This is a genomic window from Curtobacterium sp. VKM Ac-1376, from assembly GCF_015351025.1.
Lineage (GTDB): Bacteria > Actinomycetota > Actinomycetes > Actinomycetales > Microbacteriaceae > Curtobacterium.
This window is the reverse complement of sequence record NZ_JADKRV010000005.1, coordinates 33616-56207: the sequence shown is the minus strand read 5'-3', so window position 1 is coordinate 56207 and position 22592 is coordinate 33616. Positions and strand designations below refer to the sequence as shown.

Here is a 22592-nt window from a genome sequence, read left to right as displayed (position 1 = left end):
CGGGCAGCCCTGTCAGGGAAGCGTGGCGCCCGGAGGGGCACCGGCACTGCGCTCGTGGTCGAGCGCGTGTTGCAGAATGATAACAGCGGCCGCTTGGTCGATCACGGCCCGCGAGTTCTTCGTGTTCCTGCCCGCCTGGTGCAGGCCGCGCTGGGCCGTCACCGTCGACAGGCGTTCGTCGACCAGCCGCACCGGGCGCTGCTCGGCGATCCGCGCCGCGAACTCCCGTGCGTCCGCGGTCGACAGGGTGTCCCCGCCCGACATCGAGAGCGGCAGACCGACGACGACCTCGAGCGCGTCGTACTCGTCCGCGAGCTCGAGGATCCGCCGCACATCGGTCGCGTCGTCGCGTCGGACCGTCTCGACGGGCGTCGCCAGCAGCCCGTCACGATCACACACCGCGACCCCGATCCGGGCACGCCCGACGTCGACGCCGAGCCGCCGCCCGGACCGGATCCCCACGATCAGCCCGCAAGCCGTGCGGTCACGGCACGCAGCGCCGCCGGGAGCGCGGCCGCGTCGGTCCCGCCGCCCTGCGCCAGGTCCGGCTTGCCGCCCCCACCGCCGCCGAGGACACCGGCGGCCTCCTTGGCGAGGGGGCCCGCCTGCACGCCCGCGGCACGCGCTGCGTCGTTGGTGGCGACGATCACGATCGGCTTCTCGTTGACCACGGCGCCGAGCACGACGACGGCAGCGCCGTCACCGAGCTGGCCGCGCACACCGGTCGCGAGCGACCGCAGGTCGTCGCCGGACTGCAGCCCCTCGACCGTCTCGGCGACGACGGTGGTCGCCCCGACGGTCGTCGCGGTCCGGGCGATCACCGGGACACGCTGCTGCAGGTTGGCCGACTCGTACTCGGCGAGCTTCTTCTGGGCGGTACGGAGGTCCTCCATGAGGGTCTGCACGCGCGTCGGCAGGTCGGCACGGGGCGCCTTCAACGCGCTCGACAGCTGCGACACGATCGTGCGCTCGACGGCGAGGTCGCGGAACCCCTCGAGCCCGACGAGCGCCTCGACGCGTCGATTGGTCGAGCCGACACTCGACTCCCCCACCAGGTTGACGAGCCCGATCTGTGCGCTGGACGCGACGTGCGTGCCCCCGCAGAGCTCGCGGGACCACGGGCCGCCGATGTCGACCATGCGGACCTCCGCGCCGTACTTCTCGCCGAACAGGGCCTGCGCGCCGAGCGCCTTCGCCTCGTCGATGGGCAGGATGCGGGTCGTGACGTCGAGGTCGGTGCGGATCGCGGTGTTCACCACCTCCTCGATCTCGGAGCGGGTCTCGAGCGAGACCGGCTGCGACCACGAGAAGTCGAGGCGCATGTAGCCGGACTTGTTGTACGAACCGGCCTGCAGGGCGTCCGGGCCGAGGATGTCGCGGAGCGCCGCGTTCACCAGGTGCGTCGCGGAGTGGGCCTGGGTCGCGCCGCGGCGGTAGTCGGCGTCGACGACGGTGCTCGCCGGGTCCCCCACCCCGACCTCACCGGAGCGGACCTGCACGGTGTGGCTCCACAGTCCGGAGACAGGGCGCTGGACGTCGAGGACCTCGAGGTCGAAGCCGTTGCCGACGATGGAACCCTGGTCGGCATCCTGACCACCGGACTCCGCGTACAGGGAGGTCTCACCGAGGATCACCTCGGCGATGTCACCCGCGACCGCGCGGTCCACGCTGACGCCGTCGACGATGATGCCGAGCACCCGCGTCTCGGCCTCGAGCGCGTCGTAGCCGAGGAACACCGTCTCGCCCTTCGCGCGGAAGGCACTGTAGACGCTCAGGTCGGCGATCGCGGTCTTCTTGCTCTTCGCGTCGGCCTTCGCCCGCGCACGCTGCTCGGACATCAGGGTCTCGAAGGCGGTCCGGTCGACGTGCACGCCGGCCTCCTCCGCCATCTCCATCGTCAGGTCGATGGGGAACCCGAAAGTGTCGTGCAGCAGGAACGCCGTGTCGCCACCGATCGAGGGCGCACCGTCCTGCTTGGCGCGCTCGACCGCGACGTCGAGGATCGTCGTGCCCTGCGCGAGGGTGCGGAGGAAGGTCTCCTCTTCCGCGTAGGCGATGCGCGAGATGCGGTCGTAGTCGGACGCCACTTCGGGGTAGGCGTCCCGCATCGCGTCACGAGACGCCGGGAACAGCTCCGGGAACGTGGCGGCCTCGACGCCGAGCAGCCGCATCGCACGGACCGTGCGGCGGAGCAGGCGGCGGAGGATGTACCCACGGCCCTCGTTCGACGGGCTCACGCCGTCGGCGATGAGCATGAGCGAGGACCGCACGTGGTCGGCGATGACACGCATGCGGACGTCGTCCTCGTGCACCGCTCCGTAGCGGCGTCCGGAGACCTCGGCCGCGCGGTCGAGGACCGGGCGGACCTGGTCGATCTCGTACATGTTGTCGACGCCCTGTTTGATGAAGGCGACGCGCTCGAGCCCCATGCCGGTGTCGATGTTCTTGTTCGGAAGCTCGCCGGTGATCTCGAAGTCGTACTTCGAGCGGACGTCGGCGATCTGGTACTGCATGAACACCAGGTTCCAGATCTCGACGTACCGGTCGTCGTCCGTCGCCGGGCCGCCGTCGATGCCGTACTCGGGGCCGCGGTCGAAGAAGATCTCCGAGCACGGGCCGGCCGGACCGGGCTGTCCCGTCGACCAGTAGTTCGTGTCCTTGCCGAGGCGCTGGATCCGCTCGTCCGGCAGCGAGGAGTGCTGCTTCCAGAAGGCGATCGCTTCGTCGTCCTCCTCGTACACCGTGACCCAGAGGTCGTCGGGCGAGAACCCGAGGCCACCGTCGGACTCCGGCTTCGTGAGGAACTCCCAGGCGAACTGGATCGCCTGCTCCTTGAAGTAGTCGCCGAACGAGAAGTTCCCGTTCATCTGGAAGAACGTGCCGTGCCGCGGGGTCTTGCCGACCTCTTCGATGTCATTCGTGCGGATGCACTTCTGCACGCTCGTCGCGCGGGGGAACGGCGCCGGGATGAGCCCGGTCAGGTACGGGATGAACGGCACCATGCCGGCGACCGTGAAGAGGAGCGACGGGTCGTCGGAGACGAGGGACGCGGACGGGACGACGGTGTGGCCGCGGTCACCGAAGTACTGGAGCCAACGGCGGCGGATCTCTGCGGTCTGCATGGTGCTTCCTGGGTTCAGGTCGGGGGTGGAGGAGAGTCGTGACGGCGCGGGCCGGAATGCTCAGACGTCGGTGCGGAGCTCGGCTTCGCGGGACCGGTAGCCGTCGGCGACGGCACCCGTGAAGGCCTTCGTCATGGCGTTCACGTCGGCGAAGAGCCCAGCGCCACCCGAGGTCTGGGCGACCTGGTGCGCGACGGCGAACCCGATGGCGATGCCGACGACGACGAAGAACAGCTGCTTCACGGTGCCTCTCCCTCTGTGCACCCGGGCGGTGCATGCCCGGACAAGCTTAGCCGCCGGTGCCGGAACGCCGAACGGCGGGTCGCCCTCGAGAGGACGACCCGCCGTTCGGGTGCGATCAGTGGATCAGCGAGCTGCGTAGTACTCGACGACGAGCTGCACTTCACAGGTCACGGGGACCTCGGCGCGCTTCGGGCGACGCACGAGGCGGGCCTGGAGCTTCTCGATCTCGACCTCGAGGTAGCCCGGGACCTTCGGAAGGACTTCCTGGTGGCCACCGGCAGCGGCGACCTGGAAGGGCTCGAGCGACTCGGAGCGCTGCTTGACGTGGATCAGCTGGCCCTCCTTGACGCGGAAGGAGGGGCGGTCGACGAGCTTGCCGTCCACCAGGATGTGGCGGTGCACGATCAACTGACGAGCCTGCGCGGTGGTGCGGGCGAAGCCGGCACGCACGATGAGGGCGTCGAGGCGCTGCTCGAGGAGCTCGACCAGGTTCTCACCGGTCAGGCCCTTCGTCTTGCGGGCCTCTTCGAAGACGATGCGGAGCTGCTTCTCGCGGATGCCGTACTGGGCGCGCAGACGCTGCTTCTCTCGGAGGCGGACGGCGTAGTCGCTGTCCGCACGACGGCGCGTACGGCCGTGCTCACCGGGCCCGTAGGGGCGCTTCTCGAGGTAACGGGCCGCCTTCGGCGTCAGCGGGATGCCGAGCGCGCGCGACAGGCGGGTCTTGCTGCGGGTGCGTGACTTGGTAGACACAGGGTCCTTTTCTCTGTACTGAACTGAACTGATCGACGGCCACCGCACGCGCACGTGCGATCGAACCCGACGAAGGGATCCAGAGGGATGAGCCTGTGGGATCGGACGGCTACAGTCCGAACCTCTGTCCCCGTGGGGCCGGTCTGTTCGACCGGCCTGCACTCTGTCCTCGACGCAGCCGCACGCGAGGACCAGGACGTAGGCCCGTCAACGATAGCAGCATCGGAGCCGGCGCAGAAGCACCGACTAGTGTCCGCGCGTGATCTTCCGGAGCCGCTCGAGCCGCGGTCCGACCTCGCGCTCGTACCCGTTGGTCGTCGGCGTGTAGTACTCGGTGCCCTCGAGGGCGTCCGGCAGGTACTGCTGCTCGGCGACCCCGTGCTCGGCGTCGTGTGAGTAGACGTACCCCTTGCCGTGGCCGAGGCGCTTCGCCCCGGCGTAGTGCGCGTCGCGCAGGTGCATCGGGACGGTGCCCATCCGTCCCGCCTTGACGTCCGCCATGGCCTGGTTCACGCCGTTGTAGGCGGCGTTCGACTTCGGGGCGGTCGCCAGGTACACGACGGCCTCGGCCAGGGGGATGCGGCCTTCGGGCATGCCGATGAGCTGCACGGCCTGGGCCGCGGCGACGGCGATGGGCAGCGCCTGCGGATCGGCCATGCCGATGTCCTCGGCCGCGGAGATGATGATGCGCCGTGCGATGAACCGCGAGTCCTCGCCGGCCTCGATCATGCGGGCGAGGTAGTGGAGCGCTGCGTCGACGTCACTCCCCCGCACCGACTTGATGAAGGCGCTGATGACGTCGTAGTGCTCGTCGCCCTGTCGGTCGTACCGGAGCAGGGCGCGGTCGACGGCAGCCGCGACCGTGTCGGCGTCGACGACGGGGACGGTCTCGTCGTCGTCCTCCTGCGCAGCGGCAGCCGACGCCGCCGCGGCCTCGAGCGCGGTGAGCGCTCGTCGGGCGTCACCGGAGGCGAGCCGGATGATCGCGCTGCGGGCCTCGTCGCCGAGGACCACGGCGCCACCGAGTCCCCGTGGGTCCTCGACCGCACGGTCGACGAGCATGCCGAGGTCGGGATCGGTCAGTGGCTTGAGCGTGAGGAGCAGCGAGCGGGACAGCAGTGGGGAGATGACGGAGAACGACGGGTTCTCCGTGGTGGCCGCGATCAGGATCACCCAGCCGTTCTCGACGCCGGGCAGCAGGGCGTCCTGCTGGGCCTTGCTGAAGCGGTGGATCTCGTCGAGGAACAGCACCGTTGTCGAGCCGTAGAGGTCGCGGTGGGTCAGGGCCTTCTCCATGACCTCGCGCACGTCCTTGACACCAGCCGTCACCGCGGACAGTTCGACGAACTCGCGCCCCGACTGACGGGCGATCGCCTGCGCCAGCGTTGTCTTCCCGGTGCCGGGCGGCCCCCAGAGGATGACCGACACGCCGCCGGGGTTCTCGCGGGTACCCGTAGCGAGCTGCACGAGTGGTGAACCGCGGCCGAGCAGGTGCTGCTGTCCGGCTACCTCGTCGAGGCTGGTGGGGCGCATCCGGACGGCGAGCGGGACGGAACCCTGCGCGAGACCGGCGCGACCACCCGTGGTGGGTGCGTGCATGCCCGAACGGTCCGCTGCCATGCGCCAATCGTAGGCCGGTCCACCGACAGGGCCGTTCCTCCCGGCTGGTGGGGGCGACCGTTCGGCTACGCTCGTTGCACACTGCGACGAGAGGGCAGACCAGCACCGTGGCACCGAAGAACCCAGCGCGTGACAACCGCGAGGCGCGCGAGCGCCTCCGCCTGTACCAGGCCCGCAAGGGCCTCCACGAGCGGCAGCGTCGCCGTCGCGTGCGGGACAACCTGGTCGGCGCCGGCGCCCTGGTCCTCGTCGCGGCCCTCGCCACCGGATCGCAGCTCGCGTTCGCCGGATCGCAGGGGTCCGACGCTTCAGGCCCGAGCGCCTCCGCCTCCGCCTCGGCGACCGCCACCCCGTCGGCCAGTGCCACGGCCGGGAACACCGGTGACGTGCCGAGCAAGTCGATCGCGAAGAAGTCGACCTGGACCGGCACCCTGACGCTCAACAAGACCATCGACCTCGGCATCGAACTGGACGGCGCGAAGGCCCCCCAAGCCGCGAGTGTCGAGATCTCCCTCATCCGCGACCAGTTCTACAACGGGACCACCTGCCACCGGCTCGCGGACAGCGACGGCCTGAAGTTCCTGCAGTGCGGCTCGGCGAACGGCGACGGCACGGGGGATGCCGGGTTCGAGTACGGCCCGCTCGAGAACGTGCCGAGCGACGGCGTCTACGACGAGGGCACCATCGCGATCGCCCGCTCGTCGTCCCCGTACTCGCAGTCGACCCAGTTCTTCATCGTCTACGGCGACACCACACTCGACTCGTCCACCGGCGGCTACACGGTGGTGGGCAAGGTCACGAGCGGCCTGTCCGAGCTGGAGTCGAAGATCGCCACGAAGGGCATCTCGTCGCCGGGCGAGGACGGCACGGGTGAACCGAAGGTGGCGACGAAGATCACCGGCGCGACCATCGAGCAGGAGAAGTAGTCCACAACCCGTGACACCGGTCGGGCGGCGGAGCCCGTCCGTGCAATAGGCTGACGACCTGACCGTGCCGACGGTGACGTCGGCGATGCACGACCACGATCGAGGCGAGACCTGTGGGACCTGACGAAGCAACGACCTGGGGGCGGGTCGACGAGAACGGCACCGTGTACGTCCGGTACGAAGAGACCGAACGTGCTGTCGGTGAGTACCCGGACGCCACCCCCGAAGAAGCCCTCGCCTACTTCGCTCGGAAGTACGCCGATCTCGAGGGGCAGGTGAAGATCGCCGAGCAGCGCGTCCAGCGCAGTGCGTCGGCGAACGACGTCGCCCGGACGGTCGAGCACCTGACGGCCCTGGTGGCCGACGCTCGAGTGGTCGGCGACATCAAGTCGCTCGAGACCCGCGTGGGCGTGCTCGCCGAACAGCTCGGATCACTCACCAAGGAGCAGGCCGAGCAGGCGCAGCAGGCCCTGAACGACGCGCTCGCACACCGCACCGCCCTGGTGGAAGAGGCCGAGGCACTCGCCTCGGTCGACCCTGCACGGGCGCAGTGGAAGCAGATCACGGCCCAGCTCGACGACGTGTTCGCGCGTTGGCAGCAGCACCAGCACGACGGGCCCCGGATCCCCAAGAACGAGGCGAACGAGCTCTGGAAGCGGTTCCGCGCGGCGCGCTCCACCGTCGACCAGCACCGTCGCGCCTTCTACTCCGAACTCGACGCGCAGCACCGCGACGCCCGCACCCGCAAGCAGGAGCTCGTGGCGCAGGCCGAGGCCCTCGCGCCGCGCGGCTCCGACGCGATCCCGGACTACCGGCAACTGCTGGACGACTGGAAGAACGCCGGCCGTGCGGGCAAGCGACACGACGACGCGCTCTGGGCTCGGTTTAAGGCCGCCGGCGACGTGCTGTTCGAGCAGCGCCACGCCGAGAGCGCAGCCGAGGACGAAGAGTTCTCCGGCAACCTCGAGGCCAAGCAGGCGCTCCTGACCGAGGCCGAGCCGCTGCTCAAGGCGACCGACCGGGTCGCCGCGCGCAAGACCCTGACCGGCATCCAGCGCCGCTGGGACGAGATCGGCAAGGTGCCCCGCGGTGACGTCCGTCGCATCGAGGACCGCCTGCGTGCGATCGAGGACCACGTCCGTGGCCTCGAGGACGCGCATTGGAAGGAGTCCAACCCGGAGCGCAAGGCCCGGCAGAACGGCCTTGCGAGCCAGCTGGAGGACGCAATCGGCAAGCTCCAGTCCGAGCTCGCGGCGGCCCAGGCCACCGGTGACGCCCGGAAGATCAAGGACGCGCAGGAAGCCCTCGACGCGCGCAAGATCTGGCTCGACGCACTCGGCGGCTGACACCACCGGACACACGACACCCCCGCGACCGACCACGTCACGGGGGTGTCGTCGTCCGGGTCCACGGCCGCCGCTGTGGGAGCGACCGCGGGTGCTGCCCGGCTCAGACCGGAGCGGGCAGCCCGAGCAGCAGTCGGATGTCGAGGTCGTCCTGGCGCATCTGTGCCGCGAGCTCGTCCATCGACGAGAACTTGACCATCCCGCGCACGTAGGACACGAAGAGCACCGAGATCCGGTCGCCGTACAGGTCGATGTCGACGTCGAGCAGGTGCGCCTCGATCTGCTTCGCCGGGACCCCCTCGAACGTCGGGTTGTTACCGACGGACACCGCGGCCGGGTACACCGTGCCGTCGTGCAGCACCCGCGCGGCGTAGACACCGTCGGCCGGCACGAAGCCCTCGCACGACGGGTCGAGGTTCGCCGTCGGGTACCCCATGGCGCGCCCGCGCTGGTTGCCGTGCACGACGGTGCTGCGGACGGCGTGCTCCCTGCCGAGCAGACGTGCGGCCTCGGCCACCCGGCCCTGTCCCAGCAGCTCGCGGATCCAGGTCGACGACACCCGGCGCCCACCGTCGGGCCGGACGTCATCGACGAGGTCGACGTCGTCGATGAGCTCGACGGTGAAGCCGTGCTGCTCCCCCAGGGTCCGCAGCAGCGGGACATCACCGGCGCCCTTCGCGCCGAAGCGGAAGTCGCTGCCGACGAAGACCAGACGTGCGTGCAGTGTGTCGACGAGGATCTCGGACACGAAGGCCTCTGGCGACTTCGACTGCAGTTCCTCGTCGAAGCGGAGCAACAGGGTGGCGTCGACCCCGGCATCCTCGAGGAGCTCGCGGCGCTGAGCGGTGCTCGTCAACGCCGGCGGCACGTGCTGCGGGTCGATGACGTTCAACGGGTGCCGGTCGAACGTGACGACGGTGGCGACGAGGCCCTGCTCGCGGGCGGCGCGCTCGAGGTGCGCGATCACCGCGCGGTGCCCGACGTGGACGCCGTCGAACTTGCCGATGGTGACGGCACTGGGTCCGAAGCCCTCTGCCACGTCGGCGGTGTCCTCGTAGAACTGCACGGTCGCTCCTACTCGCTCGTCGCGGCGCTGGTCGACAAGGGGGTCGCCGGTTCGACGACCGCGGCCCGGTGGTGTTTGCGGAGCCACCAGAGTCCGGCTATCGGCAGCACGAGCGGCGCGAAGGCGTACCCCATGCCGTAGTACGACCAGATGGTGTCGTCCGGGAACAGCTGCCGGTCGAACAGCGACAAGGTGCCGATGACGAGCACACCGGTCATCTCGAACGCGATGGTGACGCAGGCGACGCGGTACCAGAACCGTCCGGGGACGATCAGGGCGATCATCGCGACGATGTAGACGACGGCCGCGACCGCGCTGAGCGTGTACGCGAACGGTGCGAAGGAGAACTTCTCGATGATCTGGACGACGCTCCGACCCGTCGCCGCGAGCGCGAGGATGCCGTAGACGGCGATGAGGACGCGGCCGATGCCGGTCGCGAGTGAGGATCTGGTCGCCATTGCACCGATTCTACCGACGCGCGACGCCCGCCATGACCTCCGGCGTCAGTTCAGCGCGAACCAGATCTGGTACATCCGGTAGACCATCACGGCGACGGTGAACGCACCGGCGCCGAGCACCACGGTGCTCCACTTCGTACGGTCGATGAGCGCCCAGACCACGGCCGCGGGCGGCACGAGCAGCACCGACACGGCGTACACCCCGAACTCCAGCGCGTTGCCGAACGGCGGGCTGCCCGTCAGCGGCATCACGATCGAGATCACGCCCTGCACCAGCAGGAGCAGCTCGACGAGCACGAGCGCTCCGACGGTGTAGTCGTTCGGCTTCCAGCCGATGAACCCGACGACGACGGCGAACAGTCCCACCACGACCGCGACCGCCAGCTGCAGCCACATGAACCACTCGATCACGGGCGCGGACCCGTCTGCGAGGAGGCCGACGCGCCGGGTGGCGGGAAGTTGGTCATGACCCGCAGCAGCCCGCGCCGGACGGACACGAGCCCCACCAGCCGGTCGTCGTCAGCGGCGACGGCCGCCACCGGCTCGTCCGAGTCCGGGTGCTGCGCGGCGACCCGCTTGCCGTCGGTCAGGTCCTTCGCCGCGGCGGCGTCGAGCGTGACCGACGAGAACAGCCGACGTGCGATGTCCGCCGGGCGGGCGAGGGCGGCCCGGACGTCGACTGCGTCGTCCTCGAGGTCGATGGCGTGCTGCACGTCGAAGGGGCCGACCCGGGTGCGCCGGAGCGCGACGAGGTGGGCACCCGTGCCGAGGGTCGCCCCGACGTCACGGGCGAGCGCGCGCACGTAGGTGCCGGACGAGCAGGTCACGACGACCTCGATGTCCACGACGGTGACCCCGGTCCCCGCGACCTCGACCGTGTGGTCAGTCCGGCCCGCGACGTCGAACTGCGAGATCGTGACCGTGCGCGACGTGAGTTCGACGGACTCGCCCTTCCGTGCCAGGTCGTAGGCGCGACGACCACCGACCTTGATCGCGCTGACCGTCGAGGGGACCTGGTCGATCACGCCTCGCTGCAGCGCGACGGCGCGTTCGATCGCGTCGTCGGAGACGTCGGCGGTGGCGACTCCCGCGGCGGCCGTCGGCGCGCCGTCCGCGTCGTCGGAGTCGGTCGACACGCCGAGGCGGATGGTCGCCGTGTAGGTCTTGTCGAGCCCCACCAGGTGCGTGAGCAGCCGGGTCGAGGGGCCGATGCCGAGCACCAGCAGACCGGTCGCCATCGGGTCGAGTGTGCCCGCGTGGCCGACCTTCTTCAGGCCGAGCCGACGACGGGCGATGGCGACCACCCGGTGGCTGGAGATCCCCTGCGGTTTGTCGACGAGGAGGATGCCATCCGGCGCGGTTTCGAGCATCAGAGGAGATTACCAGCGCCGGTCAGCAGGCGTCGTTCCACTCGCGCCGGGGATGATCTGGGTCGGTGACGTCGAGGACCGCGGACGCGGCGATCTTGACGTCGGCGCGGCGTGCGAGCCGCCCGGCCTCCTGCTCCACCCACAGCGACCAGCGCCACAGCGTGCGGACGCCGGGGGCGAGCACACCGTGACCGTGCACCACGAGCACACCGTCACCGGCTCCGGTGGTCCGGAAGGGCGCGACCAGGTCGGCGCGCAGGGTGTCCTGGTCGGTGGACGGTGCCGCCGCGGCCATCGCCGGGACACCGTGCTGCTCGAACCCGGTGACGAGCGCCGCAGCCACGCGCTCGAGGTCGGTGCCGTCCTGGCCGTCGACGCCGATGACAGTGCGGTTCGTGCCTGCCTGTGCGATCGCCTCTGCAGCGATCGCGGCCATCGTGTCGGTCTCTTCGGGTGCCCAGCGTGCCATACGTCCACCGTAGGCTGTCGTGGTGAACGCGAGCAGTGCCTCCCGTCCGATCGTGGACAACATCGCCGGCGCGACCGGTCCCGACCTCGCAGCCCCGGTTCCCGACGTCGCCACGCCGTTGCTCGCCTGGTTCCGTCAGGAGGCCCGCGACCTGCCGTGGCGACGCCCAGGCTTCCCAGCGTGGGGAACGCTGGTCAGCGAGATCATGCTGCAGCAGACGCAGGTCGCGCGCGTGATCCCCCGCCTGGAGGCCTGGCTCACCCGGTGGCCGACCCCTGCGGACCTCGCAGCCGCACCCCCGGCGGACGCGGTCCGTGCCTGGGACCGGCTCGGGTACCCGAGACGCGCGCTCGCGCTCCACGCGGCGGCGACCGCGATCGCGAGCGAGCACGGCAACGTCGTCCCCCGTGACGTCGACGCACTGCTCGCGCTGCCCGGTGTCGGGGACTACACCGCGCGGGCGGTCGCGGTCTTCGCGTACGGCGACCGACACCCCGTGGTGGACGTCAACGTGCGCCGCGTGCTGGCCCGATCGGTCCTCGGACAGGGCGAGCCCGGACCGGCGAAAGCGAAGCAGGACCTCCCGCTCATGGAGTCGGTGCTGCCGGCGGACCGCGACGACGCCGCCGCCACGAACGCAGCGGTGATGGAGCTCGGGGCGCTGGTCTGCGTCGCACGTGCCCCCGCCTGCTATGCCTGCCCCATCGCCGACCGCTGCGCATGGCGTGCGGCGGGCTACCCCGAGCACGACGGCCCACGGGCCCCTCGGCAGGCGAAGTTCACCGGCAGCGACCGCCAGGTGCGCGGGCTGATCATGGCCGAGCTGCGGGCGAGTGACGTGCCCGTTGCACGCTCCGAGATCGAGCCGGTGTGGGCGGACGCCGAGCAGCGGGACCGGGCGCTCGCGTCGCTCCTGCGCGACGGACTGGCCGTCGGGGACGACGCGAGCGGCTACCGGCTCCCCGAGGCCTAGCCGCGGGGGTCGGCCTCGTCGTCGCCCGAGTCCTCGTCCTCGTCCTCGTCCTCGTCCTCGTCCCGCTTGTACGGGTCGGCATCGCCGGCGTACGTGGCGCCGGCGGACGCGGCACGGACCTGATCGTCACGGAGCTGCGCCTGCACGAGCAGGTCCTCCATGTGTGCCGAGGTCTCCGGCAGGGCGTCGGCGATGAACTCGAGCGACGGCGTGAGCCGGGCGGTGATGTTCTTGCCGACCTCGGTGCGGAGCAAGCCGGTCGCGGCCTTGAGCGCCGCTGCGGACTCGGCGCGCTCCTCGTCCGTGCCGTAGACGGTGTAGAAGATCGATGCGTGCTGCAGGTCTCCGGTCACGCGGACGTCGGTGATGGTGACGAACCCGAGTCGCGGATCCCGCAGACCCTTGTCGAGACGGCGTGCGACGACTTCCTTGATGCGGTCCGCCATCTTGCGTGCGCGCTGCGGATCGGCCATGGGTGCCTCCTGAGGCAGTGGTGGGACGCGTCCCACCGGTGGTTCTGCGTTGGAAAAGGGGTCGGGCCCCGGCCTCCCGCGTGGGGAGGCCGGGGCCCAGGGTAGTCACGCGATCAGTCGCGCGGCTTCTCGACGAGTTCGGTCGTCTCGACCTCGTCGCCGATCTGGATGTCGTTGAACTTGCCCAGACCGATACCGGCTTCGAAGTCCGTGCGGACCTCGGTCACGTCGTCCTTGAAGCGACGCAGCGACTCGATGGCCAGGCCATCGGCGATCACCACACCCTCGCGGATGACGCGCGCCTTGGCGTTGCGCGTGATCGTGCCGGAGCGGACGATGACACCCGCGATGTTGCCGAACTTCGAGGAACGGAACACCTCGCGGATCTCGGCGACGCCCGACTGGACCTCTTCGTACTCGGGCTTGAGCATGCCCTTGAGGGACTGCTCGATGTCGTCGAGTGCGTTGTAGATGACCGAGTAGAAGCGCACGTCGATGCCTTCGCGCGCCGCACGCTCACGGGCCTTGACGTCCGGACGGACGTTGAAGCCGATGACGATCGCGTTGTCGATCGTGGCGAGGTCGATGTCCGACTCCGTGATCGCACCGACACCGCGGTGCAGGATGCGGAGCTGGACGCTGTCGTCGACCTCGATGTCCAGGAGCGACTGCTCGAGTGCCTCGACGGCACCGGAGACGTCACCCTTGATGATGAGGTTGAGCGATTCGACCTTGCCCTCTTCGAGCGCACGGGTGAAGTCCTCGAGCGAGATGCGCTTGCGCGACTTCGCCAGCAGGGCGTTGCGCTCTGCCGCTTCACGCTTCTCGGCGATCTGACGAGCCGTGCGGTCCTCTTCAGTGACGAGGAAGGTGTCACCGGCACGGGGCACCGAGGAGAGACCCTGCACCTGGACCGGGCGGCTCGGCGTCGCGGCCTTGACCGCGACCGCGTTCTCGTCCGTCATCGCACGGACACGGCCGTAGGCCGTCCCCGCCACGATGGCGTCACCGATGTGGAGCGTGCCGGACTGGATCAGGACGGTGGCGACTGCACCGCGACCCTTGTCGAGCCGGGCTTCGATCGCCACACCACGTGCGTCCTTGTCGGGGTTCGCACGCAGGTCGAGACCGGCGTCCGCGGTGAGCAGCACGGCGTCCAGGAGCTCCTGGATGCCGATGTTCTGCCGCGCCGAGACGTCGACGAACATGACGTCGCCGCCGTACTCCTCGGCCACCAGGTTGTACTCGGTGAGCTGCTGGCGGACCTTGGCGGGGTTCGCGCCTTCCTTGTCGATCTTGTTGACCGCGACGACGATCGGCACGCCGGCCGACTGCGCGTGGTTCAGTGCCTCGATCGTCTGGGGCATGATGCCGTCGTCCGCCGCGACCACGAGGATCGCGATGTCCGTCACCTGTGCACCGCGGGCACGCATGGCCGTGAAGGCCTCGTGACCCGGGGTGTCGATGAAGGTGATCGGACGGTCGATGCCCTCGTGCTGCGCGACGATCTGGTACGCACCGATGTGCTGGGTGATGCCGCCGGCTTCGCCCTCGACGACCTTCGAGTTCCGGATCGCGTCGAGAAGACGGGTCTTGCCGTGGTCGACGTGACCCATGACGGTGACGACCGGAGGACGCTGCTGCAGGACGGAGTCGTCCTCGTCGGCGTACTCGGCGTCGATGTCGATGTCGAAGCCCTCGAGGAGCTCCTTGTCCTCGTCCTCCGGCGAGACGATCTGGATCTTGTAACCCAACTCGTCACCGAGGACCTCGAACGTCGCCTCGTCCAGCGACTCGGTCGCGGTCGCCATCTCACCGAGGTGGAACAGCACCGTCACCAGGTTGCCGGGCATGGCGTCGATCTTGTCCGCGAAGTCCGAGATGCTCGCACCGCGTCGGAGTCGGACGACCGTGTTGCCGTCGCCACGAGGGACCTGCACGCCACCGAGCGACGGCGCCTGCCGCATCTCGTACTCGGCGCGCTTCGTCCGCTTCGACTTGCGGGCACGGCTCTTGCCGCCACCGCGACCGAACGCACCGGCGGTACCACCACCGGGACCACGACCACGGCCGCCGCCACCGGTGGGACGCGGTCCGCTGAAGGCCGGACGCGGGAAGCCGCCACCGGCACCACCACCGGCACCCGGACGGGCACCGGGACCGCCACGGCCGCCGCCACCCTGACCCGGGCGCTGCCCGAAGCCGTTCGGACGGTTGGCCTGACCGGGACCACCCGGACGCGGAGCACCCGGACGGGGTGTCCCCGGACGCGGGGGCTGCGGACGCGGGATACCGCCAGGACCGGCAGCGCCAGCGGCGGGACGCTGTCCCATGCCCTGGTTGGACGAGTACGGGTTGTTCCCGGGGCGAGGCGGGCGCGAGCCCATGCCCTGGTTCGACGAGTACGGGTTGTTGCCCGGACGCGCACCGGGCTTGGGGCCGCCCGGCTTGGGACCGGCGGCGGGGGGCTTCGGGCTGCTGCCCGGCTTCACCGCGTCGGACTTCGGTGCCGCGTCGGCGGGCCCGTCCGCCTGCTGCGCGGCAGCCTGCTGCTCAGCGGCCTGCTGCTCGGCGGCCTGCTTCTCAGCACGCGCCTTCTGTGCGGCCTCGGCCTCGGCCTGTCGCTGCGCGACGGACTTCGGTGCGACCGGAGCCGGTACGTCGGCAGCGGGTGCTGCCGGGGCCTCGGGCTCCGGAGCGGGTGCCGGACGAACCGGACCGGGGCGTGGGCCACCGGGCTTGGGTGCACCGGACTTCGGCGCGCTGGCCTTGGCCGGTGCACTCGGCGCGGACGCCGAGGCAGCGGGCTTCGCCGCGGGGACGCCGTCCGCCTGCAGTGCGGCACGGAGCTTCCGTGCAACGGGGGGCTCGATGCTCGAGCTGGCACCCCGGACGAACTCTCCGAGCTCCTTGAGCTTTTCGAGTGCGGTCTTGCTGTCGACGCCGAGTTCGCTTGCGATCTCGTGTACGCGTGGTTTTGCCACTGTTCTCCTTCACGGGTCCCACCCCGTGAAGGGGCAGGACTCAATGGATGACGGGTCTCACTTCGAGCCGCTCATCAGTTGTCCATAAGCCGTTCAGCCTGTTCTGTCATGTCCGGGCGCTCGGTCGGCTCCTGTGGGAGACCGACGATGTGGTCGAGCACCGCGGACGTGTCGGGATCGCGATCCAACCGGAGCGCACGGCGGAAAGCCCTGCGCTTGACGGCCAGATCGTAGGCATCGACGGTCGGTGTGAGCCATGCCCCCCGGCCCGGCATGACTGCCTTCGGATCCGCCACAACACGGCCATCGCGCAAGGCGACGACTCGGAGGAGGGAGGATCGGGAAGCGCGACGGCGACTGCCGATGCACGTTCTGACGGAGACCACTCTACTCCTTGCCTCGGACGTTGCGCGATCCGGCGCGCCCTCGCGGGCACGCCGGGGGCGAAATGGTCCTAGTCCTCGCCGTCCAGGATGGAGTCCGGCTGGATGTCGATACGGGCTCCGGTGAGCTTTGCAGCGAGGCGGGCGTTCTGCCCCTCCTTGCCGATCGCGAGCGACAGCTGGTAGTCCGGCACGAGTGCACGGACGGCCTTCGTCGAAGCGTCGAGCACGAAGGCGCTCGTCACCTTCGCCGGCGACAGGGCGCTCGCGACGAACGATGCCAGGTCGGACGAGTAGTCGACGATGTCGATCTTCTCGGCACCGAGTTCGTTGGTCACGGACCGGACGCGTGCGCCGAGCTCGCCGATGCAGGCGCCCTTCGCGTTGACACCGGGCTCGTTCGCCTTGACCGCGATCTTCGTGCGGTGCCCGGCCTCGCGGGCGAGCGACGTGATCTCGACGACACCGGACGCGATCTCCGGGACCTCGAGCGCGAAGAGCTTCCGGACCAGGCCCGGGTGTGTGCGCGAGACGGTGATCTGCGGGCCCTTGTTGCCGCGGCCGACGCTCGTCACGTAGACGCGGATGCGGGAGCCGTGCGTGTAGGACTCCCCCGGGACCTGCTCTTCCGGCGGCAGGATCGCCTCGACGGTGCCGAGGTCGACCATCACCATGCGCGGGTTCGGGCCCTGCTGGACCACGCCGGCCACGATGTCGCCCTCCTTGCCGCGGAACTCGCCGAGGATCTTGTCGTCGCCGATGTCCCGTAGGCGCTGGTTGATGACCTGCTTCGCCGCGAAGGCTGCGATGCGCCCGAAGTCGCTCGGCTGGTCGACGGCTTCACCGACGACGGTGCCCTCGTCGTCGAGCTCGGGGACGTAGACGCTGACCTCGCCGGACTTGCGATCGAGCTCCACGCGGGACTGCGCGTGTGCCGGCTCGCCGTTCTCCTCGGCGTGCTTCTGGTAGGCGGTCAGGATGGCAGATTCGATGATCTGGACCAGTTCGTCGAACGGGATCTCCCGCTCGCGCTCCATGAGTCGCAGGACTGCGAGATCGATCTTCACCGAGGTGCCTCCGTATTCAGATGAGTCGCTCCTGCGTGTGGAACTGCGCAGAAGTCGGCCACAAGCGTACCTCAGAACCAGGAGACGTACGGGAGGCCCGTGGCGGCGTCGCCACGGGCCTCCCGTCCGTCGGGTGGTCGCGCCTAGATCGCGCGGACCGCGTCGAGCAGCTCGGCCACGGGCACGTCGCGGCGATCACCGGTCGCACGGTTCCACAGCTCGACGACACCGTCGGCCGCGCCGCGGCCGGCGACGACCACGATCGGCATGCCGAGGAGCTCGGCGTCGCGGAGCTTCACGCCGGGCGAGACCTTCGGACGGTCGTCGTAGAGGACGTCGAACCGCTCACCCTCGAGCTCGGCGACGATCGAGGTCGCGAGGTCGTAGGCGGTGTCGTCCCTGCCAGTCGCGACCACGTGCACGTCGAACGGGGCGACGTTCTTCGGCCAGGCCAGACCCTTCTCGTCGTTGTGCGCCTCGGCCAGGATCGCCAGGATGCGCGTCACACCGATGCCGTAGGAGCCCATCGTGACGGTGGCGAGCTTGCCGTTCTCGTCCTGCACCTTGAGCCCCAGGGCCTCGGCGTACTTGCGGCCGAGCTGGAAGACGTGCCCGATCTCCATGCCACGAGCGGTCTCGAGGGGGCCGGAGCCGTCGGGCGACGGGTCACCGGCACGGACGTCGGAGACCTCGGCGACACCGTCGGCCACGAAGTCGCGACCGGCGACGAGGCCGGAGACGTGCACCCCGCGCTCGTTCGCGCCGGTGATCCAGCTCGTGCCGTCGACGACACGGGGGTCGACGAAGTAGCGGATGCCGGTGGTGCTGTCGGCGCCGAGGACCTGCGGGCCGATGTAGCCCTTGACCAGACCGCGGTGCTTCTTGAAGTCGTCGTCGCCGGCGGCCTCGACCCCGGCCGGGGCGAACGCCACCTCGGCGCGCTTCAGGTCGACGTCGCGGTCACCGGGCAACCCGACGACCACGATCTCGCGCGTGCCGTCCAGGTGGGTGAGCGCGAGCACGACGTTCTTCAGCGTGTCGGCCGCGGTCCACGGGGCGCCGTCGCGCGGAGCGACCTCGTTCGCGTGGGCGACGAGCGTGTCGATGGTCGGAGTGTTCGACGCGGGCAGCAGAACGGGCTCCGGCTGACCCTCGATCGTTACGGACGCGGGCACCGGCGTGACGTAGGCCTCGACGTTCGCCGCGTAGCCGCCGGCGCTGCGGACGAAGGTGTCCTCACCGACGCCGATCGGGTGCAGGAACTCCTCGGACTTGGAGCCGCCCATCGCACCGGCGTCGGCCTTGACGATCACGTACTCGAGGCCGAGGCGGGCGAAGATCTTCTCGTACGCATCACGCATGACCCGGTAGCTGCGCTCGAGCCCCTCGTCGGTGAGGTCGAACGAGTACGCGTCCTTCATGGTGAACTCACGGCCCCGCAGGAGGCCGGCACGGGGACGGGCCTCGTCGCGGTACTTGTCCTGGATCTGGAACAGCGTGACCGGCAGGTCCTTGTACGACGAGTACAGGTCCTTCACCAGGAGGGCGAACATCTCCTCGTGCGTGGGCGCGAGCAGGTAGTCCGAGCCCTTGCGGTCCTGCAGACGGAACATACCGTCGCCGTACTCGGTCCAGCGGTTCGTCGCCTCGTACGGCTCACGGGGCAGGAGCGCCGGCAGCAGGACCTCCTGCGCGCCGGCGGCGACCATCTCGTCGCGGATGATCGCCTCGATCTTGCCGCGCACCCGGAGCCCGAGCGGCAGCCACGCGAAGATCCCCGGGGACTGGCGACGAACGTACCCGGCGCGGACGAGCAACCTGTGGCTCGTCACCTCGGCGTCGGAGGGGTCGTCGCGGAGCGTACGGAGGAACAGATGCGAAAGCCGTGTGACCACGGGGCAAGCCTAGTGGCGGTGCCGGGCCCGGTGCGTGCGGCCCCTCGCACCGGGCGAGGTCCGGGTGCACGGGTGCCCCCGCACCGTGCGAGGTCCGCGCGGGCCGCGGCCGAACGGTGCGAGGTTGCGTACTCCGTGCGAGGTGCGAAGCCCCGCACGGAGTACGGAACCTCGCACCACGAGCGAAAACCCGGCGCTAGACCGTCGTGACGACTTCGGGCTTGCCGGTCGCCGCAGCGGGGCCCATCTCGTCGGCGATGCGGTTCGCCTCGTCGATGAGCGTCTGGACGATCTCGGCCTCGGCCACGGTCTTGACGACCTGACCCTTGACGAAGATCTGTCCCTTGCCGTTGCCGGACGCGACGCCGAGGTCGGCCTCGCGCGCTTCGCCCGGACCGTTCACGACGCAGCCCATGACGGCGACGCGGAGCGGGACGGTCATGCCCTCGAGCCCCTTGGTGACGTCGTTCGCGAGCTGGTAGACGTCGACCTGCGCGCGGCCACAGCTCGGGCAGGAGACGATCTCGAGCTTGCGCTCGCGCAGGTTCAGCGACTGCAGGATCTGCAGGCCGACCTTCACCTCTTGCGCGGGCGGGGCGGAGAGGGACACGCGGATCGTGTCGCCGATGCCCTCGGCCAGCAGGATCCCGAAGGCCGTGGCGCTCTTGATTGTTCCCTGGAACTCCGGTCCGGCCTCGGTGACGCCGAGGTGCAGGGGCCAGTCACCGGCCGCGGCGAGCTGACGGTAGGCCTTCACCATGATGATCGGGTCGTTGTGCTTCACCGAGATCTTGAAGTCGTGGAAGTCGTGCTCCTCGAACAGGGAGGCTTCCCACACGGCGGACTCGACGAGTGCCTCGGGCGTGGCCTTGCCGTACTTCTGCAGCAGGCTCGGCTCGAGCGAACCCGCGTTCACGCCGATGCGCAGCGAGACGCCGGCGTCCTTCGCGGCCTTGGCGATGGCGCCGACCTGGTCATCGAACTTGCGGATGTTGCCCGGGTTCACGCGGACGGCGGCGCAGCCCGCGTCGATCGCCTGGAACACGTACTTGGGCTGGAAGTGGATGTCGGCGATGACCGGGATCTGCGACTTCTTCGCGATGATCGCCAGTGCGTCTGCGTCGTCCTGCGTGGGGACGGCGACCCGGACGATGTCGCAGCCGGAGGCCGTGAGCTCGGCGATCTGCTGCAGGGTCGCGTTGATGTTCGTCGTCTGCGTCGTGGTCATCGACTGGACCGACACCGGGGCGTCACCGCCCACGAGCACCTTGCCGACCCGGATCTGCCGCGACCTGCGGCGGGGGGCGAGGGTTTCGGGGGACTTGGGCATACCGAGGTTCACAGCGGGCACGTGAGCACTCTACGCGCTCGGTCCGACCGTGCCGGCCCCGCCAGCAGCAGGTGTCCTTCAGACCTCCCCGACGGTGCCGACGACCGTGATGAGCGGCGCGTAGAGGCGCATCACCGCGAGCGCCCGTTCGTGGTCCTCGTCGCTCCCCGCGGCGCAGGCGTCCGCCACGACGGTCACGTGGGCGCCGGCGTCCGCCGCCGCCAGCGCGGTCGACAGGACACAGCAGTCGGTGGACACGCCCGTCAGCACCAGGCGCGGGTGGTCGCCGACGACGGCCTGGAGGCTCGTCCCCCACTTGCCGAAGGTCGGCTCGGCCACGACGGGGTCGTTCCGATCCGCCGCGGCCGATGCGAAGGGCTCGGTCAGCGCGTAGAGGGGGTCCTCGTCGGACACCAGGGCGAAGGGCCAGTCGCGGTAGTAGGGCACCCATGCACCCTCAGGACGGTCCGGAGCGACGAAGCGGGTGAACACCGTGCGACCGGTGAACCGTGGCAGCAGCCGCTCGATGCCGGCACCAGCGTGGTCGTAGCGGGGCGCCGACCACGGGCTCTCCCCCGTGAACACCTGCTGCATGTCGATGACGACGAGCCAGGATCCGTCGGAGAGCCCGGTGCTCATCGCACGTCGTCCGGAACGCCCAGCGCCTCTTGGCGGCGCACCGACCGGCGTGCGAAGAGCAGCGTGCCGAGGAACCCGACGACGAGCGCGACGAGGACGCCGAGGTTGGCGTAGGCCCACGGCCCCGTGCGGCCGCCGAGGCCGAACGGCTCGAGCAGGTAGCCCTGCCAGTTGAGCCAGGCCGGCACCCCGTAGGTGTTCGTGACCAGCCCCCAGCCGAGCACGGTGCCGAGCACGACGAGCGCGATCGCCAGCCACCGGACGTCGCCGTAGCGGCCCCGTCGGTCATCGAGCTCGGCCTCCGCGTACGCCGCGCGACGGAGCACGACGTCGGCGACGAAGACACCGGCCCAGGCTGCGATCGGCACCCCCAGGGTGATGAGGAACGCCTGGAACGGTCCGACGAAGCTCGTCGAGAAGAAGGCGATGTAGACGGCGCCGGCGACCATGAACACGCCGTCGACCCCGGCCGCCACCGGGCGTGGGATCCTCACGCCGACGCTGAGCAGTGCGAGCCCGGACGAGTAGATGTCCAGCACCGCCCCGCCGACGAGCCCGAGGATCGCGACGATCGCGAACGGGATGAGGAACCAGACCGGCAGCAGGGTCGTCAACGCGCCGACGGGGTCGGCGGCGATCGCCCGGTGCAGATCGGGCGAGGACCCTGCGAGCATGACGCCGATCACCACGAGGATCGCGGGCGCGAGCGCCCCGCTGAACGTCGTCCAGCCGACGACGCCGCGGGTCGAGGCGCTCCGCGGCAGGTACCGCGAGTAGTCGGCCGCCGCGTTCACCCAGCCGAGGCCGAACCCGGTCATCACGAGCACGAGCGCGCCGGTGACGCTCTGGGCACTGCCGGACGGCAGGGCCCCGAGCGCCGCGAAGTCGATCGTGGGCGCTGCGAGCACGATGTAGACGACGGTCAGCACGGCCGTGACGACGGTGATCACGGCCTGCAGGCGCATGATGACGTCGAAGCCGGCGACCCCGGCACCGATGACGAGCGCCGCGACCACGAGGAGGGCGACGAGCTTGGTGACCGCGCCGCCGTCCCAGCCGAGCTCGGTGAAGACCGTCGAGGTCGCCAGGACGGCGGCCGCGGCCAGGGAGGTCTCCCACCCGACGGTGAGGATCCAGCTGAGGAACGAGGGCAGCCGGTTGCCGCGGACCCCGAAGGCCGCACGACTCAACACCATCGTCGGAGCCGATCCGCGCTTGCCCGCGATCGCCACGATGCCGCACAGCAGGAACGAGAACGCGACCCCGACGACCGAGACGATCGTCGCCTGGGCCAGCGAGATGCCGAAGTCGAGGACGAACGAGCCGTAGCTCAGGCCGAGGACGGAGATGTTGGCGGCGAACCACGGCCAGAACAGTCCCCGCGGGGTGCCCTTCCGATCGGCCTCGGCGATGACGTCGAGACCCTGGCGTTCGACGGCGCGAACCTCGGGTGGGTTCGTGGCGGCTGTGCTCAT

At 70.1% G+C, this 22592-nt stretch carries 21 protein-coding genes; 3 read left to right on the top strand and 18 right to left on the bottom strand.

From position 1 onward, the window contains the following. Positions 1 to 12: 12 nt before the first annotated feature. The 5 genes from ruvX to ITJ56_RS08285 all read right to left on the bottom strand — a co-directional run bounded on the left by ruvX (position 13) and on the right by ITJ56_RS08285 (position 5717). Entirely contained in the window at positions 13 to 465 is a 453-nt protein-coding gene (ruvX, locus tag ITJ56_RS08305) for a Holliday junction resolvase RuvX (RefSeq protein ID WP_194629879.1), read from the bottom strand. Then, the gene (alaS, locus tag ITJ56_RS08300; protein ID WP_194629591.1) at positions 465 to 3122 is read right to left on the bottom strand and encodes an alanine--tRNA ligase; all 2658 of its coding nucleotides are present in this window, start codon (positions 3120 to 3122) and stop codon (positions 465 to 467) included. The genes ruvX and alaS overlap by 1 nt, the downstream gene beginning before the upstream one ends. A gap of 60 nt (positions 3123 to 3182) precedes the next feature. After that, complete coding sequence (locus ITJ56_RS08295) at positions 3183 to 3365, bottom strand: hypothetical protein (RefSeq protein WP_194629589.1); 183 nt, start codon at positions 3363 to 3365, stop codon at positions 3183 to 3185. A 123-nt stretch (positions 3366 to 3488) separates the two neighbouring features. Then, positions 3489 to 4118, bottom strand: a complete 630-nt coding sequence (gene rpsD, locus ITJ56_RS08290) for a 30S ribosomal protein S4 (protein WP_194629587.1) — start codon at positions 4116 to 4118, stop codon at positions 3489 to 3491. A gap of 246 nt (positions 4119 to 4364) precedes the next feature. After that, positions 4365 to 5717, bottom strand: coding sequence for a replication-associated recombination protein A (locus tag ITJ56_RS08285; RefSeq protein ID WP_194629877.1), 1353 nt, complete (start codon positions 5715 to 5717; stop codon positions 4365 to 4367). A gap of 128 nt (positions 5718 to 5845) precedes the next feature. Here ITJ56_RS08285 and ITJ56_RS08280 point away from each other — a divergent pair, with 128 nt between their 5' ends. Beyond that, complete coding sequence (locus tag ITJ56_RS08280) at positions 5846 to 6664, top strand: peptidylprolyl isomerase (RefSeq protein WP_194629577.1); 819 nt, start codon at positions 5846 to 5848, stop codon at positions 6662 to 6664. A gap of 113 nt (positions 6665 to 6777) precedes the next feature. After that, on the top strand, positions 6778 to 8010 hold the full coding sequence (locus tag ITJ56_RS08275; protein ID WP_194629575.1) for a DUF349 domain-containing protein: 1233 nt from the start codon (positions 6778 to 6780) through the stop codon (positions 8008 to 8010). Between the two features lie 103 nt (positions 8011 to 8113). Here ITJ56_RS08275 and ITJ56_RS08270 read toward each other — a convergent pair whose 3' ends face one another. From ITJ56_RS08270 to ITJ56_RS08250, 5 genes are read right to left on the bottom strand one after another with little or no spacing between them, the layout of a single operon-like run. Continuing rightward, positions 8114 to 9076 (bottom strand): bifunctional riboflavin kinase/FAD synthetase, encoded by a 963-nt coding sequence (locus tag ITJ56_RS08270; protein ID WP_194629573.1) that lies wholly within the window; start codon positions 9074 to 9076, stop codon positions 8114 to 8116. A gap of 8 nt (positions 9077 to 9084) precedes the next feature. Further along, positions 9085 to 9534: a hypothetical protein gene (locus tag ITJ56_RS08265; protein ID WP_194629571.1), complete on the bottom strand. Its 450-nt coding sequence runs from the start codon at positions 9532 to 9534 to the stop codon at positions 9085 to 9087. A gap of 45 nt (positions 9535 to 9579) precedes the next feature. Next, on the bottom strand, positions 9580 to 9945 hold the full coding sequence (locus ITJ56_RS08260; RefSeq protein ID WP_194629569.1) for a hypothetical protein: 366 nt from the start codon (positions 9943 to 9945) through the stop codon (positions 9580 to 9582). Then, positions 9942 to 10904, bottom strand: coding sequence for a tRNA pseudouridine(55) synthase TruB (gene truB / locus ITJ56_RS08255; protein WP_194629567.1), 963 nt, complete (start codon positions 10902 to 10904; stop codon positions 9942 to 9944). Before truB ends, ITJ56_RS08260 begins: the two co-directional genes overlap by 4 nt. Positions 10905 to 10926: 22 nt before the next feature. Beyond that, a complete protein-coding gene (locus ITJ56_RS08250) occupies positions 10927 to 11373 on the bottom strand; it encodes a hypothetical protein (protein WP_194629565.1) in 447 nt (148 codons plus the stop codon). A 118-nt stretch (positions 11374 to 11491) separates the two neighbouring features. On the opposite strand from ITJ56_RS08250, the gene ITJ56_RS08245 reads away from it, so the two are divergent. After that, complete coding sequence (locus ITJ56_RS08245; RefSeq protein ID WP_194629875.1) at positions 11492 to 12346, top strand: A/G-specific adenine glycosylase; 855 nt, start codon at positions 11492 to 11494, stop codon at positions 12344 to 12346. Here the strand turns inward: ITJ56_RS08245 and rbfA are convergent. The 8 genes from rbfA to ITJ56_RS08205 all read right to left on the bottom strand — a co-directional run bounded on the left by rbfA (position 12343) and on the right by ITJ56_RS08205 (position 22592). After that, positions 12343 to 12819 (bottom strand): 30S ribosome-binding factor RbfA, encoded by a 477-nt coding sequence (gene rbfA, locus ITJ56_RS08240; protein ID WP_194629563.1) that lies wholly within the window; start codon positions 12817 to 12819, stop codon positions 12343 to 12345. The two genes, ITJ56_RS08245 and rbfA, sit on opposite strands and share 4 nt — an antisense overlap. A 113-nt stretch (positions 12820 to 12932) precedes the next feature. Continuing rightward, positions 12933 to 15803 (bottom strand): translation initiation factor IF-2, encoded by a 2871-nt coding sequence (gene infB, locus ITJ56_RS08235; RefSeq protein ID WP_194629561.1) that lies wholly within the window; start codon positions 15801 to 15803, stop codon positions 12933 to 12935. A 74-nt stretch (positions 15804 to 15877) separates the two neighbouring features. Further along, complete coding sequence (locus tag ITJ56_RS08230; RefSeq protein WP_194629559.1) at positions 15878 to 16189, bottom strand: DUF448 domain-containing protein; 312 nt, start codon at positions 16187 to 16189, stop codon at positions 15878 to 15880. A gap of 68 nt (positions 16190 to 16257) precedes the next feature. Then, positions 16258 to 17253 (bottom strand): transcription termination factor NusA, encoded by a 996-nt coding sequence (gene nusA, locus ITJ56_RS08225; protein ID WP_194629557.1) that lies wholly within the window; start codon positions 17251 to 17253, stop codon positions 16258 to 16260. 143 nt (positions 17254 to 17396) lie between these two features. Continuing rightward, positions 17397 to 19148: a proline--tRNA ligase gene (locus ITJ56_RS08220; protein ID WP_194629555.1), complete on the bottom strand. Its 1752-nt coding sequence runs from the start codon at positions 19146 to 19148 to the stop codon at positions 17397 to 17399. 196 nt (positions 19149 to 19344) lie between these two features. Next, a complete protein-coding gene (gene ispG / locus ITJ56_RS08215; protein WP_194629553.1) occupies positions 19345 to 20499 on the bottom strand; it encodes a flavodoxin-dependent (E)-4-hydroxy-3-methylbut-2-enyl-diphosphate synthase in 1155 nt (384 codons plus the stop codon). A 57-nt stretch (positions 20500 to 20556) separates the two neighbouring features. Then, a complete protein-coding gene (locus ITJ56_RS08210; protein WP_194629551.1) occupies positions 20557 to 21117 on the bottom strand; it encodes a cysteine hydrolase family protein in 561 nt (186 codons plus the stop codon). Beyond that, complete coding sequence (locus tag ITJ56_RS08205) at positions 21114 to 22592, bottom strand: purine-cytosine permease family protein (protein WP_194629549.1); 1479 nt, start codon at positions 22590 to 22592, stop codon at positions 21114 to 21116. The genes ITJ56_RS08210 and ITJ56_RS08205 overlap by 4 nt, the downstream gene beginning before the upstream one ends.

What these genes read in the sequence shown, in the direction of transcription:
- ITJ56_RS08210 (WP_194629551.1), bottom strand. Translation starts at nt 21,117, where the DNA reads ATGAGCACCGGGCTCTCCGACGGATCCTGGCTCGTCGTCATCGACATG.
- ITJ56_RS08265 (WP_194629571.1), bottom strand. Translation starts at nt 9,534, where the DNA reads ATGGCGACCAGATCCTCACTCGCGACCGGCATCGGCCGCGTCCTCATC.
- rbfA (WP_194629563.1), bottom strand. Translation starts at nt 12,819, where the DNA reads ATGGCCGATCCGCAGCGCGCACGCAAGATGGCGGACCGCATCAAGGAA.
- alaS (WP_194629591.1), bottom strand. Translation starts at nt 3,122, where the DNA reads ATGCAGACCGCAGAGATCCGCCGCCGTTGGCTCCAGTACTTCGGTGAC.
- ITJ56_RS08250 (WP_194629565.1), bottom strand. Translation starts at nt 11,373, where the DNA reads ATGGCACGCTGGGCACCCGAAGAGACCGACACGATGGCCGCGATCGCT.
- ITJ56_RS08205 (WP_194629549.1), bottom strand. Translation starts at nt 22,592, where the DNA reads ATGAGCACAGCCGCCACGAACCCACCCGAGGTTCGCGCCGTCGAACGC.
- truB (WP_194629567.1), bottom strand. Translation starts at nt 10,904, where the DNA reads ATGCTCGAAACCGCGCCGGATGGCATCCTCCTCGTCGACAAACCGCAG.
- ITJ56_RS08285 (WP_194629877.1), bottom strand. Translation starts at nt 5,717, where the DNA reads ATGCACGCACCCACCACGGGTGGTCGCGCCGGTCTCGCGCAGGGTTCC.